This is a genomic window from Flavobacterium sp. (assembly GCF_036759525.1).
Lineage (GTDB): Bacteria > Bacteroidota > Bacteroidia > Flavobacteriales > Flavobacteriaceae > Flavobacterium.
The window spans coordinates 282226-298518 of the sequence record NZ_DAIOUN010000001.1 but is presented as its reverse complement, the minus strand read 5'-3'; the positions used below and the strand labels follow the sequence as shown (position 1 = coordinate 298518).

General features: G+C 31.5%; 15 protein-coding genes. 6 read left to right on the top strand and 9 right to left on the bottom strand.

Translation table 11 applies throughout. From position 1 onward, the window contains the following. Nucleotides 1-59: 59 nt before the first annotated feature. A complete protein-coding gene (locus V7M80_RS01395; RefSeq protein ID WP_333693492.1) occupies nucleotides 60-815 on the bottom strand; it encodes a WecB/TagA/CpsF family glycosyltransferase in 756 nt (251 codons plus the stop codon). Between the two features lie 178 nt (nucleotides 816-993). Here V7M80_RS01395 and V7M80_RS01390 point away from each other — a divergent pair, with 178 nt between their 5' ends. Continuing rightward, nucleotides 994-1488: a hypothetical protein gene (locus V7M80_RS01390; protein WP_333693490.1), complete on the top strand. Its 495-nt coding sequence runs from the start codon at nucleotides 994-996 to the stop codon at nucleotides 1486-1488. Between the two features lie 28 nt (nucleotides 1489-1516). Here the strand turns inward: V7M80_RS01390 and V7M80_RS01385 are convergent, their stop codons facing one another. The 6 genes from V7M80_RS01385 to V7M80_RS01360 are packed head-to-tail and all read right to left on the bottom strand — an operon-like array spanning nucleotide 1517 to nucleotide 8606. Continuing rightward, nucleotides 1517-2605, bottom strand: a complete 1089-nt coding sequence (locus V7M80_RS01385; RefSeq protein ID WP_333693488.1) for a glycosyltransferase — start codon at nucleotides 2603-2605, stop codon at nucleotides 1517-1519. Next, nucleotides 2595-3779 (bottom strand): hypothetical protein, encoded by a 1185-nt coding sequence (locus tag V7M80_RS01380; protein WP_333693486.1) that lies wholly within the window; start codon nucleotides 3777-3779, stop codon nucleotides 2595-2597. The genes V7M80_RS01385 and V7M80_RS01380 overlap by 11 nt, the downstream gene beginning before the upstream one ends. Nucleotides 3780-3826: 47 nt before the next feature. Further along, the gene (locus V7M80_RS01375) at nucleotides 3827-4567 is read right to left on the bottom strand and encodes an FkbM family methyltransferase (RefSeq protein ID WP_333693485.1); all 741 of its coding nucleotides are present in this window, start codon (nucleotides 4565-4567) and stop codon (nucleotides 3827-3829) included. Between the two features lie 34 nt (nucleotides 4568-4601). After that, the gene (locus V7M80_RS01370) at nucleotides 4602-6455 is read right to left on the bottom strand and encodes a glycosyltransferase family 39 protein (protein WP_333693484.1); all 1854 of its coding nucleotides are present in this window, start codon (nucleotides 6453-6455) and stop codon (nucleotides 4602-4604) included. Between the two features lie 45 nt (nucleotides 6456-6500). Next, nucleotides 6501-7217 carry a glycosyltransferase family 2 protein gene (locus V7M80_RS01365; protein ID WP_333693482.1) on the bottom strand — a complete coding sequence of 239 codons (717 nt, stop codon included), beginning with the start codon at nucleotides 7215-7217 and terminating at the stop codon, nucleotides 6501-6503. A gap of 60 nt (nucleotides 7218-7277) precedes the next feature. Beyond that, complete coding sequence (locus V7M80_RS01360) at nucleotides 7278-8606, bottom strand: lipopolysaccharide biosynthesis protein (protein ID WP_333693480.1); 1329 nt, start codon at nucleotides 8604-8606, stop codon at nucleotides 7278-7280. A gap of 215 nt (nucleotides 8607-8821) precedes the next feature. Between V7M80_RS01360 and V7M80_RS01355 the strand changes: the two genes are divergently transcribed. Genes V7M80_RS01355 through V7M80_RS01340 form a run of 4 tightly spaced genes read left to right on the top strand, consistent with a single transcriptional unit; the run spans nucleotide 8822 to nucleotide 13256 of the window. Beyond that, on the top strand, nucleotides 8822-10150 hold the full coding sequence (locus tag V7M80_RS01355) for an O-antigen ligase family protein (RefSeq protein WP_333693479.1): 1329 nt from the start codon (nucleotides 8822-8824) through the stop codon (nucleotides 10148-10150). Nucleotide 10151: 1 nt separating this feature from the next. Continuing rightward, on the top strand, nucleotides 10152-11135 hold the full coding sequence (locus V7M80_RS01350) for a UDP-glucuronic acid decarboxylase family protein (protein ID WP_333693478.1): 984 nt from the start codon (nucleotides 10152-10154) through the stop codon (nucleotides 11133-11135). A gap of 1 nt (nucleotide 11136) precedes the next feature. Further along, nucleotides 11137-12504, top strand: coding sequence for an undecaprenyl-phosphate glucose phosphotransferase (locus tag V7M80_RS01345; RefSeq protein WP_333693476.1), 1368 nt, complete (start codon nucleotides 11137-11139; stop codon nucleotides 12502-12504). Beyond that, on the top strand, nucleotides 12504-13256 hold the full coding sequence (locus tag V7M80_RS01340) for a glycosyltransferase family 2 protein (RefSeq protein WP_333693475.1): 753 nt from the start codon (nucleotides 12504-12506) through the stop codon (nucleotides 13254-13256). The genes V7M80_RS01345 and V7M80_RS01340 overlap by 1 nt, the downstream gene beginning before the upstream one ends. Here the strand turns inward: V7M80_RS01340 and V7M80_RS01335 are convergent. Further along, entirely contained in the window at nucleotides 13253-14563 is a 1311-nt protein-coding gene (locus tag V7M80_RS01335) for a phenylacetate--CoA ligase family protein (protein WP_333693474.1), read from the bottom strand. The genes V7M80_RS01340 and V7M80_RS01335 overlap by 4 nt on opposite strands. 154 nt (nucleotides 14564-14717) lie before the next feature. On the opposite strand from V7M80_RS01335, the gene purD reads away from it, so the two are divergent. After that, nucleotides 14718-15989, top strand: coding sequence for a phosphoribosylamine--glycine ligase (gene purD / locus V7M80_RS01330; protein WP_333693472.1), 1272 nt, complete (start codon nucleotides 14718-14720; stop codon nucleotides 15987-15989). Between the two features lie 45 nt (nucleotides 15990-16034). On the opposite strand, the gene V7M80_RS01325 is transcribed toward purD, so the two are convergent. Then, entirely contained in the window at nucleotides 16035-16265 is a 231-nt protein-coding gene (locus tag V7M80_RS01325; RefSeq protein ID WP_333693470.1) for a DUF6341 family protein, read from the bottom strand. Nucleotides 16266-16293 lie beyond the last annotated feature (28 nt).

The following is a 16293-nucleotide window of genomic DNA, read 5'->3' as shown; positions in this document are numbered from 1 at the left end:
AAATTGAAAATTTCTATCTCAATTTTCTGATAAATTAACAACAACATCATACCATGTTATTACTTGATTGTGTTTGATTTATGTAGAAGAATGAGTTTTAAGAGTTTAAAACCTTTTAAGTATCTAGGAATAAACACTTTGGGATTAGAAATACATCTAGATAACCAACCTAAATACATACGATCAACCCAAAGCGGCATTTTAACTTGTCGGCCTGTCTTAAATGATATTGCAGCTCCCGTACACATTATTGCAGGTTTGTATGAGAGGTTTTCTTTTAGAAAGAGGCCTAATTTTTCTTGAGTGCCTCCACCAATGTTAATCATTATCCACTTTGGTTGGATTTTTTCACATAACTCTATCAAGTCTGTATCTATTACATTGTCACCATAAAAAGGGGCGGTAAAGTTGTATATTGTTTCTTCGTTAAATCCCTTAGAGACTAAATAGTTTAGATTAATTTGACCATCTTCATGACTTGGATTTACTAAAAGTAATTTACTTTGGTTTATGGTTTTAGATTCGTTTACAAAATAGTCTATGAATTCTAAACCCGATATTTTATAAAGTTTATTTGAAGAAATCATGTTCCAAATCAAAATCATATAGCCGCTATCCGGAATAACTAAGTCGGATTTTAATAAAGATTGATAATAGGCTTTATCATAGGTAATAGTTACCAATGCTGGTGCAGCAGGTACTGTCATCAATCCTCCTTTATTTTTTAAATAGAGAAACGCATCTGAAACTTTACCTTTAATGAAAGAAATTCCTAAAATTTGAATGGTAGACAGAGGTTTAAAAATTTTATTCATTAGAAGGATATTTTGATTTGATTCTGATTTAATTACTAAAAATCATTAAATTATGTAGTGATTTTAGTTTTGATGAAATGCTATAAAACGAGGGATTAAATAATTTCCAAAAATAATTTTCTTTTTTTATTTCGAATAGAAAATATGTATAAATTTGTTCCGCTAATTTAATTTAAACATGAAAAAATTAATTTTTGTTTTTGCACTTGTTTTGGTCTCTTGCGGAAGAGAAAAAAAAGAAGTTCAAGCACCCGTAAATGATAAGTTCAGCATTGTATTAGAAGCGGTTTATCAGTTTGATGACAGTTTGTCTGTTGTAATAAAAAAGGATGGGTATTGGGATTATGAAAATCCCATTCCGGTTTCAGTTAAAGGACAAGAAATGATTCAAAAAATAACAGTTGCAATTCCTGAACAAGTATATTTGGAAAACTTTCAAATTACTTTGAGTACCAATAAAGAACAAAAGCATTTGGACTTAAAAGGGGTAACCGTCTTGAATAACGAAAAAGTAATGCTGGAAGGTAGTGCACTTAAATATGTACCCTATTTTAATGCCAATTCCGGGATGAAATGGGATGAAAAAATGATGCGTAACGACTTGAGTTTTGATGGTGATTATCCTCCAGGATTTGTAGGAAATGAACAATTAGAATCGGTTTTGATGAATTAAAATAAAAGAGTTGGAAACAACTCTTTTATTATTTTAAATCGTTATATAGTTCATTCCAAAGCCAGCCTTTTTTCTCCCAAGAGTATTCGTTATATGTAAATTCGGAAAGTTGATTTCCTCGTTTAATTCGTTCATTAGTGCTCCAATGTGATGCCTCATTTAAAGCTTGGGTTAAATTTTCCAATTCTGGTTCAATTAAAATACCGCCGTTTTTATTCCATTCTTTTTTTAATCCAGTATTCCATGTAGTTATTACGGGTGTTTTAAGAGAAGCAGCTTCCAAATTCACCATTCCGATGACTTCAGAATAGGAAGGATTTACAAAGGCTCTTGCTTGGCCAAATAGTTTCACTTTCTCATCTCCAATACACTCTCCAACACATTCAATTCGGGAATTTAAATTTTTAGATTCTATGAGTTTTTTGATGGTTTGTGAATATTCATTTGGAAACCCGGCTAGTTTGAGTTTAATTTTTTTATTTTCTATTTTTTCAAATGCTTGAATGAGCAATTCAATTCCTTTAACTTTATGAAATCTACCTAAAAATAAAAAATAGTCCTCTTCGGGATTAAATAAAGCACTTTTAGAATTTTCATCAATAGAAATTAAGTTAGGGATTTCAACAATGTTTTTATGACCACTTAAACGGTATAGATTTTCTTTTTCATTACTCGTGATAGCATGTAAAACAGTAGTGTTTTGAAGTAGTTTTTTTAATATCAAATGGTAATACACTTGTTTTTTAAAACCTTTATCTTGAAACAAATACGGCTCTAACATTCCGTGGGCAGTTAAGACTGATGGTACTTTTTTGATTCTTGCTATTTTAGAAGCAATGTATTGTGGATACATCCAAACTCCATGCAGATGAATTATTGAATTGGACTGAATGGTCTTTTGTAAGTAGGTTGACAAATCAGAATTGTAGTGCCAAGCATTTCTTTTGCTAGACAATTCGTGAAAAGAGTCTGAAGCTTCTTTGTGAAGGGTAATAACTTTGGATTTAAAATCATCAGATGAATTTAAATAGTGGTCTAATTTTGAAATCATGGTTCGTAAACCACCACTTTCATAAGTTAAGTCTTCAGCAATATGGAAAATTTCTTTAGGCTTCACGAGTTTTGGAGTTGTTGAAAATTTGTTTTTGCTCTTTTACACTAAAGTAGAAAAGCCAAATGAATAAAAATAATTCTGGAGGGAAATAGTGTCCATCTCGAAATAATTTTAGTAAAAAATAAATAAATACTCCTTGAGCAAAAAACAAATCAGGTCTTTTAAAAACGGTAGAACTGTAATACAAAAACAAAAATACTCCGATAATTCCAAAAAGGCCAAACTCAGAAAATAACCGAGTTGCTAATGAGTTGGCATCAAAAGAATTATCGGTATGTCTTCTTTGAATTCTAAGATACTCTGGAGGCCTCATTTCTTTCAAATATTTTTCAGTATGCATGTAATGATGGCTACCTATTCCACTTCCTAGAGGGTGATCTGAAATATTTTTTCTGGCAATATATAAATTCCCAATCATTACATAGGAACTTAAATTGGTTTTTTCATCAAATTTTCCGGTTTGAATCACTTTCAATGAGTTGTAGGTATCATCAACTCTCATTTTGAAGAAGGTATGTTCACTGTAAATATAGTAAAAAACAGCTCCTACAATCGGTAGAAGTGCTACTAGATAACCCATTCTGCGTAAAGTTAAATTTGGCAGAATAAACATAAGTCCACAACCGATATAGCCTAAAGATGAATTTGATAAAATTAGTGTGCCAAAAATTATACTAAATTCCAGATATTTCTTTGATTTTAAATAATAATAGCAAGCCGGAATAACAACTACAACATAATGAGCAGGTTCTTTAAATATACTCATCAAGCGGTAGCGGGGTTCGTTGTAATTTATAACATAAAGTATGTATCCTATTACGGCTACATATAAACTCATCTTTATATAAACTTTTATGATTTCTGAGGTTTTAAAAAGAGATACCACATTGTAAAAGTAAGATCCCACTATCGCGATACCAATGATTTGCGAAAGCATAAAATTATAGGGAATACCTATGGCTGTGTAACAAACTAAGCCATGAATAAAGAATCCTAAAAGAATAAAAACAAAGTTGCGATTGAATTTGATGTGATTGATTTTAAGTAAGAGTAAAAAATTTGAAAGAACAATCAAATACAATAATTTCCAATCAATAATATAATTAAAGAAAAAGGCTTCTGTAAAAATGGCAAAAACCGAAGAGTAAAGAATATATTTTTTAATATTTATTTTCAAAAGCCAATTTTTTCAAATTTAAACCAATCCGGATTTGGTATTCAGAATTAGGGTTTGTAAAATATACCATCAACTTCGAGCTGTTTTCCAGTTTTTTTATCATAGAAACCGTTTTCAATAGCCATCAACTTAAAACCAAAGTTTTCTAATTTTTGTTTAATGGTTTCGTAGGTTAATGCACCCTCATAACTTGGAATAAAAGCCATTTCTATTTGAATTCCATTGATTTTACTTAGGCTATTTAGAGCACCTTCTAAAACTTTTTCTTCATAACCTTGGGTATCTATTTTGAGATAGATTTTTTTACCGTTTAATTGCAAAGAATCAAAAAGCGTATCAAGCTTCGCTATTTTTATTTCTTCTTGTGTGATAAAGGAGGCTTCGGGAGCACTTTCGGTTAGTTGTGGAAGGTTGTTTAGTAAAGAGCTACTAACAGAGTTTTTAGAAATATTAATAACCGCTACGCCATCGCGTTCGCCTAATGAAGAGTGGTAAACATCCCAAAGCGGGTCGTTTTTTGCATTTTTAGCCAATTTAGTAAAAGCCTCTTGCATCGGTTCAAAAGAAATGATTTGACCTTTGAATCCTAAATTTCTCATCTCACCTCCATACTGACCAATATTGGCACCCACATCTAAAATGACATCTATTTGATTGGATTGAATCAATTTTATACGTCTATCTAATTCCGGACTCGGATATTTTGAAATTTCAATGCGTGTTACCGAATTAAATAAGCGTTTTAGTTTGAGTAGGAAGCTTTTATTTTGAAGTAGGAATGAATTCATTTTTATGGTTTATCTCTAGTCTTGGGCTTTCAACTTATTTATAGCTCCAAATGTACAAATTATTAAAGTTTTGATTGTAATATTTTTTGCCTTGGTATTCAATAAATGGTTGATTAATTGTATTTGAAATAATTTGATCAATCGGTAATTCGTCCTGTTTGATTCTATTGGTATTATTTAAGACATTAATGGCTTTTAATTTTATGTGATCATAATAGAAATCTTTGAATAATGGATATTCCCAATCAGACATAAAAAGACCAATAGTGGTATTATCTATTATACTTTCTTTGATTTTTTTATATTCACCGTGAAGATTTAGTTGATTACTAAAATAATTTCTGTATCTGTTTTCATAAAATGATACATCTTTTGTGTATTTAGAATGTTTTATAAGTGGTCGTAAATTGTTGTAAACAAAATAAAAAATAAAACCAGTCAGACAAATTGTCAAAACGATGATTCCCGTTAATCTGCGAATTTTATATTCTTTAAATGTTAGTACTAAAATTATACAAGATTCTATAAACAAAGGAATGTGAAGACGTGTATGCCAAGGTTGCCATTTTAGAAACAATACAAATAAAATTATTTGTAGAATTAAGATGCCCCAAAGTGATAAAAGGAATAAGCTAATTTTTCGATACCGAACCATTTGATAAATTGTAAATAGAAAAGCACAAAAAATAAAAAGAAATTGAAATGTATTTGGAACATAATCTTCGTGTGTAGTCAACTTTCTTGCACCTTCATAGGGTATACCAAGATAATTAAGTTTGGGATTATTAATGTCAATATTGTTTTTTTCGTGCCATTTCCTAATTCCTTTATCAAATACATCTTGGAACGGATAACCTAAATGTAACCCTATATTTTTAATACAATTTGAGGTAAAAAAAGATACAGACATGGATTCATTTGAATAACCTTTTGCTTCGTTTTTATCAATGTTTAAGATATCTTGATCTACTTTATAGTTTCTATAAAAATGAGTTGTATTTATTGACAATGCAATTACTATGGCTATAATTGAATGTGTTAACCAAAAATAGGATTTAGTCTTGACATTTTTATATAAAAAAGATATTCCTAAAATTAGGATAATAGGAGCAGTAAAAACATAGAATGTACTTTTAGTTAACATTCCCAAACCTATCGACAGTCCAAGAAAAATAAAATCTAAGGGTTGATTGCTTTGAATTATTTTTCTAAAAAAATGAATTGTAGTTAAAATAAAAAAAGCAACTACAATATCATTTTTAGTTGTGGTTGCCTGCAAAAGGACACTTGGTGTGTTTAAGATTAATAAGCAAACAAAAAGTTTATAATTTTCACTAACTCCAACTTCTTTTAAAATAGCAATAGCAACAAAAAGGCACCCAATTAAATAAACCCCTTGTACATTATTTGAAAAATAATCATTTCCGTTAGCTAAATTTAAATTAAGAATGACGTATTCAGCAAAAGGAGGTTGGTATAAATGTCTCAAAATATGAGTTTGAAAATGATCTACAGATCCATTTCCAATCCAATACATAATTCTAGACATATGATAAGTTAGAGAATCCCAATTATTAGGCGGATAAACAAAACCTTGAAAAAACAGGCCTATAATTATTAAAATAGTAATACAAAGTAAAATTTTAAAAGACTGCTTACTAGTTTTAAAAATTTCAATTTGACTCTTAATTTTAGATAATATGTTTTTATAGAGACCTTTTTTATATGATAGAAAGAAAAGAACTAGATTAACAAAAGACCAAGACAATATAACTCCAATATGATCAAGAAAACCAATTAAGGAAAGGAATTCAGTTATTCCAAAAACGGTTACAGAAAATAAAAGTAATGCTTTAATGAAAGATAAACTTAAAGATTTATCATTCATTAAAATAAATAAAAGAAAAAGATTTGTTGTCAGAAGTATCACATCTTATCTTTTGAATAAACCATATTTTAAAATACAATAAATAGCTCTAAAACCATCTTTCCAACCTATTTTTTTGCCTTCTTCATAGGTTCTTCCGTAATAGGAGATACCCACTTCATAAATTCTAATTTTGGGTATTCGTGAAATTTTAGCAGTTATTTCGGGTTCAAAGCCAAAACGTTTTTCACGAAGTGGAATTTGTTGAATGATTTTGGTATTGAAAAGTTTGTAACACGTTTCCATATCTGTAAGATTAAGATTGGTAAACATGTTAGATAAAAAAGTTAAAAACTTATTGCCTATTGTGTGCCAAAAAAACAAGATTCTATGTGGATTTCCGCCCATAAAACGGCTACCATACACTACATCGGCAAAACCATCTAAAACCGGTTGAATCAATAAATTAAATTCATTGGGGTCGTATTCTAAATCTGCATCCTGAATAATTAAATATTCACCTGTAGCTTTACTAATTCCGGTGTGTAGTGCAGCTCCTTTGCCTTTGTTTACCTCATGTTTAAAGTATTGAATCGACATATCAGGATGAGTTTCAATGTATTTTAAAATAGCTTCCTCAGTATTGTCTTTAGAACAATCGTTTACAATAATGATTTCTTTTTCAATGCCATTAGGTAATGTAACATTTTGAAGTTTATCTAATATAAAATGAATAGTTGGACCTTCGTTGTAAGCAGGTATTATTATAGAAAGTTTGTTCATTTAAGTTTGGTTTGTTTATTTAATTTTTGACTATGGTGCGGAAAGATATAGAAATTTTTTTCAAATGATTTTGTGTGTGAGATTCTTTTTTACAATTCTGTAGGATTCCCAGGGTTGTAAAAAGCACCAAATGAATACCAAAACTGCAGAAGCTATAGCTACTGAAGAAACTCCAAAATGAAATTGAATAAGAAAATAGGTGATGGGAATTTTTAACAAGACACTTACTACCAAGGTTAGGATGTACCTCTTTAATTCTCCGATACCACTTAGAAAAAAACCATAAAAAAGCGAATACAATCGAAATAAGGTTAAGAATCCAATTGAAATGAATAACGTTTGAGAATAGTTAAAATCAGGTGAAATCCAAAGAGGAAATATCCATGGAGCTAACAAAGCAAAAAATACAAATAATAAAGAAATAACTAAAAACCCTAAGTTGAATTTGCGAAAACCGTCAAGCAACCAATGGTATTCTTTTTCATAATATTTTTTAGCAAAAATAGACCATAAGGGAGACATAGCCGCCATTAAAACCATTAGTGGAAATTGAAAATATTTGGTCAAAATCTCATAAGAAACTACCTCGGTTGAACCAAAAAAATAACTGATTAAATAGGTGTCAGAATTAAAAATAAAAATAAAGCACACTTGTATAATCATAAACTTCATACCCATCAGGTAAAGTTCTTTCAAGAAATTTTTAGGTGATTTTGTTCTTTGTTGAAACGAAATTTTTTCACTTTTAAACAAGTGCATCGTATACCCTAAATGCACACCAATCCCTACAATACCATTACAAATAGAAACCATAAGTAATTTAGTATCTGCATCAAAATCGTTTCCCCATAAGTAAAGGGAAACCAAGGATATCAAGAAAAAAATTTGATTAACGGCAATTGATTTTTCGGCATATTTTCCTTTTAAAAAACCTACATAAAGAGACTTGTGTGTATTGAGAATAAATTGAACACAAAAAAAACCTATGTTTAAAACAAAAAGAAACCGAATAAATCCAAGAGAAAAACCGGTAATATTTAAAATGTTCGTTATATCAAAAAAATAAATTAATACTGAAAAAATTAAGAAAGAAAAGAAGGCAATACCGGTTGTAATTTTGTAAGTTGATTTAATGTAAGCGTTTAATTGTGAGGGTTTATTCTCTAATTTTAGAACCGGAATTTTGGATTTGAGTACACTTGAAATACCCAAGTCCATTAATAAAATCCACTGAAACAAAGCAAATATTAGAACCCAAATACTAAAACTGTTTTCTCCCAAAAACTGTATTAAAAGCGGAATGGATATAAAAAGGGATAGACCTGATATACCTTTATAGATACCGCTTAAAAATAAATTGTTTTGAAATAAAATTCGAAATTTTTGCATCAAATGGAAAGGGGTTAAAATTCACTTATGCTATCACAATAAATTGATTCTATGTCAAATTTTAAATCAATTGGCAATCTACGAGATTGAATGCAAATATAATCTAAAGTGTTATTTAATTACATTTTTGAGTAGTCAATAGTAAAAATTACCGGTATTATGAAAAAAATACTACCTTGCAAAGGGTTTGAATTATTTTATTTCAAATGTAGAACATGTATAAAGCTCAACATCCAATAAATACTTTTTTTAAGGATATACTTTTTGAATCTAAAAATCACCATTCCTTTTTACCCATGGTATTGCTTTTGGTTACCTTGCCACTGCACAATGGATTGAACAATGTGATGCTAGTTTTGTATGCTCTATCTGTCATTTTCTCTTTTAAAAGAGAAAATGTGCATTGGGTTAAAAATTTATTTCCGCTCATAGTTTTATTTTTTATAACAATTCTTTCTCTGAGTTGGAGTATAGATTTAGAGAGGTCATTAAGAGCATTACCCCGATTTACGGCTTTTCTTTTAGTGCCTGTTTTATTTATGCTTTCCAAGCCTTTCAGTAGGAAACAGTTGAGTCAAATTTTGAGAATTTACAGTTATTCTATTGTGATTTATTGTTTGTTTTTTACACTAAAAGCTTTCAGTTTTTTTATTATTTCACAAGATGTCTCCGTTTTTTTCTTTCACGGATTGGTTCCTAAAGAACTGAATGCGGTTCATGTCTCGGTATACGTTGGTATGGCTTTTTTCATTTTAATTCAGCAAAACCCAAGAAGTTATTTAACAACTCTTTCGCTTTTATTGTTATTTGTTTTTATGATATTATTATCTGCCTATGCTATTTTAATTACTTTTTTACTGCTTTTTATTGTTTATTTGTTTTATTTCACCAAAACAGGAAAACAATTGAGGCTTCGAAACCTAATAGTCTTTATTTTGTTTATTGGAAGTGTTTTTTTTACGGGGAAAATCCAAGATTCTGTAGAAAGTGAATTAAAAGCAAAGTCAGAAAAAAGTATTAATCATACCGTAATAGCAAAAGAGGAAGTGGGTTTAAGAATAGTAAGTATCAATGAAGCCTGGACAAACAAAGAGTTTTCACCAAACGATTTTTTTCCAGGAACCGCTTTTCGGGTTTATCAAGCTCGCTTATTCTATGAGTTATTTCAAGAAGAGAAAGTATTTTGGACAGGTTTCGGCTTGAATGCATCCTATAAAAAGCTACAAGAAAAAGCTAATTCATATAATGTTTTTCAAGGAAATGAAACACAAGAAGGCTACCAAAATAAAAATTTTCACAACCAATACATTCAAAATTTTGCCGAGTTAGGTTTTTTTGGTTTTTTGATTTTATTGCTTTTGGTTGCAATTGTGTTTAAAAATGCCCTACAACAAAAAGATTTTATTCAAATTGCTTTTGCAGTTCTAATGATAAGTTTATTTTTGACAGAAAGTTTCTTATGGCGACAAAGAGGCGTTGTTTTTTTTACAGCATTTTATTGTTTGTTTACCGCCACGCAACTTTTGCCAACAAAAAAAGATTAATATGAAGAGAATTCTTATAACAGGAGCGGCCGGATTTTTAGGCTCGCATCTATGTGACCGGTTTATTGCAGAGGGCTATTATGTTATTGGAATGGATAATTTGATAACCGGAGATTTAAAAAACATCCAACATTTATTTAAAGAACCTCATTTTGAATTTTACCATCACGATGTAACGAAGTTTGTATTTGTTCCCGGAAATCTGGATTATATCTTACATTTTGCCTCACCGGCTAGTCCAATTGATTATTTAAAAATACCCATTCAAACTCTAAAAGTGGGTTCTTTGGGAACACATAATTTATTGGGATTGGCAAGAGTTAAAAAAGCCAGAATATTAATAGCTTCAACATCTGAAGTATATGGAGATCCTTTGGTACACCCTCAAACTGAAGAATACTATGGTAACGTAAATACCATAGGACCACGAGGAGTATACGATGAAGCCAAACGTTTTCAGGAATCCATCACCATGGCTTATCATACTTTCCATGGTTTAGAAACTAGAATTGTTCGTATTTTTAACACCTATGGCCCACGTATGCGATTAAATGACGGGCGTGTTATTCCCGCTTTTATTGGTCAAGCGTTACGCGGTGAGGACTTAACCATTTTTGGAGATGGCATGCAAACCCGATCTTTTTGTTATGTAGACGATCAAGTAGAAGGGATTTACCGTTTGTTGCTTTCCGATTACCATTTGCCGGTTAACATTGGAAATCCAGATGAAATTACCATCAAAGATTTTGCAGAAGAAATTATCAAACTTACCGGAACAACACAAAAAGTGGTGTACCATCCATTACCTATAAATGACCCGTTGCAAAGGCAACCGGATATTACAAAAGCGAAAGAAATTTTGGGTTGGGAACCCAAAGTCTCTCGTGAAGAAGGGATGAAAATTACCTATGAGTATTTCAAAACACTATCTTCGGAAGAACTGTTAAAAGAAGAACACAAAGATTTTTCAGGATTCATTCACTAGTATGGTCGCAGCTCAAAAAGGTAGATATTCCAAATACATTAGACCCATAAGTGTCTTTCTAGACCTTTTGGTTATTACCTCTTTGAGTTTGTTTTTTCTGGCAGATTTAAATCTAAATTTCCCAATTTATCTTTTATATCAAACGATTAGTTGGAGCTTAATCGCCTTTTTTGTAGACTATTATGAGGTGTATCGCTTTACAACACCGGTGGAAATTTTATCCAAGATTTTCAAACAAGCTGTCGTTTTTTTGCTCGTTGTTATCGCTTTCTTTCCCTTTGCTAAAGAAGCAGAGTTTAGCGGTAGAGCTATAGCCTATTTTCTTACGGCTTCATTTAGTTTGATTTTATTTGTGAAATTTTTACTTTTTTATTATCTCAAAAAGTATAGAATTGTAACCGGTAGTAATTACAGAACCGCTATTATTATTGGTTATACCGAAGAAGCGATTGCTTTAAAAGAACTTTTTGAAAACCGAAATGATTACGGTTACCGCTTTTATGGATTTTTCTCTAATAAAAAGTCAAACGAACACATTGTAGGAAAAATTCAGGAGGTTAAAGAGTTTGTTTTGTTAAATCGAGTGGATGAGATTTACTGTAGTTTAAACGAAATTAGTAATGATCAATTAAAAGATTTGGTAGAATTTGCAGACGAACACTTCAAAACAATCAAGTTTATTCCGGATACGAAACAAATCTTCTCTAAAAATTTGAAGATAGATTATTACGAAATGTTTCCGGTTCTTTCACTGCAAAAAACATTACTCCACGAACCGGTTACTAAACTTTTCAAACGTTTTTTTGATATCGTTTTTTCACTCTTTGTCATTGTGTTTTTATTGTCATGGCTAGTGCCAATCTTGGCTATTTTTATTAAACTGGAATCCAAAGGGCCTGTTTTTTTCAAACAAGGCAGACCCGGCTTAGACGAAAAAGAATTCTTTTGCTACAAGTTTCGTTCGATGAAAATCAATAAAACTACTGAAAAAGAAGCTTCAAAAAATGATCCAAGAGTTACCAAAATTGGAAGAATTTTACGAAAAACCAGCTTGGATGAACTTCCCCAATTTTTTAATGTTTTAATGGGCGATATGTCGGTTGTAGGACCAAGACCCCATCTTTGGTCACAAAATAAAGCCTACGGAAATAAGATCAAGAAATACATGGTGCGGCATTATGTTAAACCCGGAATTACTGGTCTAGCACAAGTGAAAGGATTTCGTGGCGAAATTGAAACCGATGAAGATATGATTAACCGCATCAAATTTGATGTTTTTTACATCGAAAATTGGTCGTTTTTATTGGATGTTAAAATTATCATTCAAACGGTAATTAATATCTTTAAAGGAGAAGACAAAGCCTACTAATGGATTTTTTAGTATCTATAGTTACTCCTACCTACAATTCGGAACAGTTTATTGCCGAAACCATTCTGTCGGTTCAAAATCAATCTTATACCCATTGGGAATTACTCATTGTAGACGATGGGTCTCAGGATAAAACGGCAGACTTAGTAAAAGAGCTTCAAAAAAATGATTCTCGAATTAAGTTCTTTCAATTAGAAAAAAATTCGGGACCAGCCGTTGCCCGTAATACCGGAATTGAACAGGCTCAAGGCCAGTACCTCACTTTTATAGATGCAGATGATATTTGGTTTCCAGATTTCATGGCAAATAGTATTCAAACTATTCAAAAAACCGGAATTCCCTTTGTTTTTTCTTCCTATAGAAGGGCTGATGAAAATCTCAACTTTGTCTATTCGGATTTTATTGTACCTCAAAGTGTAACTTATTCAGACATATTGAAATCCAACTCTATTAGCTGTCTTACGGCTTTTTTGGATATCCAAAAACTGGGAAAAAAATACATGCCCCTTATACGAAAAAGGCAAGATATGGGATTGTGGTTGCAGTATTTAAAAGCGGTTCCTTTTGCTTACGGTATTCAGCAGCCCCAGGCTATTTATCGAATAAGAAAAAATTCTTTATCCCGAAAAAAAACCGATTTGATTAAGTACCAATGGCAATTTTATAGAGAAGTAGAAAATTTATCGGTATTTCAATCGCTCTATTATTTGATGCATTGGGCCTATAGAGGATTTCTGAAATATAGAAATTAAAGTAAAGATTGAAATTGTTTTAGTTTGCCACTTTTGGTGCGTTGCAAAACCTCTTTTCGGTTGTATGTAAAAGTTAATCCCGGTTCTAAATACTCGGCAATTGATTTTTCTATTTCTTTTATTTGGATTTCATTTAATTCGGTAGTACTCACATAATCAATGTCAAATTGATCAATTTTTGTTTGTTTAATAATAAACTCCTTAACGTTTCCATCGTCTTTTATGATGCTTTTTGTTACATAATAAAAGGTCAATCCCGGTGATTTTTTTCCACTGGGCAGGATAGCCACATCGTTTGTTCTTCCAATTAATTTTTTCAGATAAACGTTTTTTCCACTACTTTTTTCATCTAGAATTCCCATATCGCCAATCTCATATCGAATGAAAGGATGAGCCAAGTTGTATAGAGAAGTTATTACAATTTTGCCTTCTTTTCCATGAGGAACCGGCTCATTGTTTTCATCTAAGATTTCTACAAATAAAGTTTCCGTGTTTACCTGCCATTCGCCTTGTAGATTTTCAAACGCTATTAAATCCAATTCAGAAGCACCGTACTCATTCACTACAGGGATGCCTAAATATTTTTCCAACATTCTTCTGTCGTCATCAAAAAGCATTTCTGAGGTTACCATACAAACTTTTAGTGTTGGACAAATAGTTGTGAGGATGATGTTTTTTTCTTGCAAATATTTACCAAATAACACTATTGAACTGGTATAACCATTGATGTAGTTAAATTTTTTAGTTTTAAATTGAATCAAAATTGTATCCAAAACCTTTTCGGATAAATCGAAAATAGGAAAACGGTAACGATGACTCAAAAAGTCTTTTAATCGTTCTTTGTAATACCCTAAAAAGTCAAGAGGAATTCCATAAAACCGAGCTTGAAAGGAGTTTGAAAAGTCAATTCCATACCATCCAAAACGGTGAATAATGGAAGCCCAAGTAATAGCGTGGGCTTTTTTATCCTTGGCAAAAATAAAAGGATCACCACTAGAACCCGATGTTTTATTTAGGAATACATTTTTTAAGGTATACCCCTTAGAAAGTCTTTCTTTTAGAGGTTTTTGCAAATCTTTTTTGGTTAAAACCGGCAACTCATTCCACGTTTTATATTGCTTTCCGGGGTTTAAATTACGGTAAAAAGGGTTGTTATTTAAATGAAATTCTACAATCTCCTTTTTTCTGTTTTCAAGGTATTTTTCATAATTCTCTTCAGGAATTTTTAAAATTTCCTCAAATTCTTCTTGTGCTTTCTGGATAGGAAAACCATTTAATTTTAAAGAGAGAAGAAATAAATTAAACATTCCAAAGATTTTTTTTCAAAAATATAAAAACCACAACCGATAAACTATTCAACCCTCTTTTTTTTTACCTCAAAACAAACTATTTTTGCCCCACAACAGCTTTAGAACCATTTTGAGATTAAAAATCGAAAAGAGTTCTTTTAAACAACACAACATGACAATTTTACTTCTTGGCTCCGGCGGACGCGAACACGCGTTGGCTTGGAAATTACTTCAAAGTCCTACTTGCAAAAAATTATTTGTGGCACCCGGTAATGCGGGAACGGCATCTATTGCTTCAAATGTAGACATACAACCTACAGATTTTACGGCAGTAAAAGAATTTGTCATAAAAGAAAACGTAACCATGGTTGTTGTAGGGCCAGAAGACCCTTTGGTAGCCGGGATTTTTGATTTTTTTAAAAACGACACTGAATTAAAATCAATTCCCGTAATTGGCCCTTCCAAAGAAGGAGCAAGATTGGAAGGAAGTAAAGAGTATGCCAAAGAGTTTTTAATCAAACACAGCATTCCAACCGCGGCTTATGATAGTTTCACAGCTGAAACAGTTGAAAAAGGATGTCATTTTTTAGAAACTTTAACGCCTCCTTATGTTTTAAAAGCAGATGGTTTAGCGGCCGGTAAAGGAGTTGTAATTCTTAATGATTTGGAGGAAGCCAAAACGGAATTACGAAGCATGCTTGTGGATCAAAAATTTGGCAATGCCAGTTCTAAAGTAGTAATTGAAGAATTTTTAGACGGAATTGAACTGAGTTGTTTTGTTTTAACCGATGGAAAAAACTATAAAATGCTTCCTACCGCAAAAGATTACAAGCGAATTGGTGAAGGCGATACCGGTTTAAACACCGGTGGTATGGGTGCTGTTTCTCCTGTTCCGTTTGCCGATGCGGTTTTAATGGAAAAAATTGAAACCCGAATTGTAAAACCTACGATTGAAGGCCTTCAAAAAGAAGGAATTGAATATAAAGGTTTTGTTTTTATAGGTTTAATCAACGTAAAAGGTGAACCCATGGTAATTGAATACAATGTTCGAATGGGTGATCCTGAAACCGAAGTGGTTATGCCAAGAATCAAATCGGATTTGGTTGCATTATTTCTGGCGGTTTCTCAACAAAAATTAAACGAAATGACACTTGAAATAGATTCAAGAAGTGCTACTACGGTTATGATGGTTTCGGGAGGTTATCCGGAAGCATTTGAAAAAGGAAAAACAATAACCGGTTTGGAAAACATAAAAGATTCTATTGTTTTTCATGCCGGAACCAAACTTGAAAACGGAACGGTTTTGTCAAACGGGGGACGGGTTTTAGCCGTTACTTCGTATGGAAACGATTTCAAAGAGGCTCTAAAAAAATCTTATCAAAATATAGAAAAACTACATTTTGATAAGATGTATTATAGAAAAGATATTGGTTTTGATCTTTAAATAAAAAAACGAGAAGAAAGATTTAAAAAAATCGGACTTCGGTTTTTATTTTAAAAACGAATGAGCCGTTGTATCTTGATTTTCTTCGTTATTGGCTTTGTGCAATTTCAATTGTTTTACCCAGTATACTAAGGCACCTGCACAAATAATCATAAATAGGAAGTTGATCGTATTGGCACCCCACCAACTACTTAATTCTAAGTTTCTTATGGCGTCTAAAGGAGCGAATAAAATATCGACAAACAAGTATTGGATTGCTTCGAAAAATGCTTTCATGCTTTAAAGTATTATATTTACACCCACA

What these genes read in the sequence shown, in the direction of transcription:
- V7M80_RS01395 (WP_333693492.1), bottom strand. Translation starts at nt 815, where the DNA reads ATGAATAAAATTTTTAAACCTCTGTCTACCATTCAAATTTTAGGAATT.
- V7M80_RS01390 (WP_333693490.1), top strand. Translation starts at nt 994, where the DNA reads ATGAAAAAATTAATTTTTGTTTTTGCACTTGTTTTGGTCTCTTGCGGA.
- V7M80_RS01375 (WP_333693485.1), bottom strand. Translation starts at nt 4,567, where the DNA reads ATGAATTCATTCCTACTTCAAAATAAAAGCTTCCTACTCAAACTAAAA.
- V7M80_RS01370 (WP_333693484.1), bottom strand. Translation starts at nt 6,455, where the DNA reads ATGAATGATAAATCTTTAAGTTTATCTTTCATTAAAGCATTACTTTTA.
- V7M80_RS01365 (WP_333693482.1), bottom strand. Translation starts at nt 7,217, where the DNA reads ATGAACAAACTTTCTATAATAATACCTGCTTACAACGAAGGTCCAACT.
- V7M80_RS01360 (WP_333693480.1), bottom strand. Translation starts at nt 8,606, where the DNA reads ATGCAAAAATTTCGAATTTTATTTCAAAACAATTTATTTTTAAGCGGT.
- V7M80_RS01355 (WP_333693479.1), top strand. Translation starts at nt 8,822, where the DNA reads ATGTATAAAGCTCAACATCCAATAAATACTTTTTTTAAGGATATACTT.
- V7M80_RS01350 (WP_333693478.1), top strand. Translation starts at nt 10,152, where the DNA reads ATGAAGAGAATTCTTATAACAGGAGCGGCCGGATTTTTAGGCTCGCAT.
- V7M80_RS01345 (WP_333693476.1), top strand. Translation starts at nt 11,137, where the DNA reads ATGGTCGCAGCTCAAAAAGGTAGATATTCCAAATACATTAGACCCATA.
- V7M80_RS01340 (WP_333693475.1), top strand. Translation starts at nt 12,504, where the DNA reads ATGGATTTTTTAGTATCTATAGTTACTCCTACCTACAATTCGGAACAG.
- V7M80_RS01335 (WP_333693474.1), bottom strand. Translation starts at nt 14,563, where the DNA reads ATGTTTAATTTATTTCTTCTCTCTTTAAAATTAAATGGTTTTCCTATC.
- purD (WP_333693472.1), top strand. Translation starts at nt 14,718, where the DNA reads ATGACAATTTTACTTCTTGGCTCCGGCGGACGCGAACACGCGTTGGCT.
- V7M80_RS01325 (WP_333693470.1), bottom strand. Translation starts at nt 16,265, where the DNA reads ATGAAAGCATTTTTCGAAGCAATCCAATACTTGTTTGTCGATATTTTA.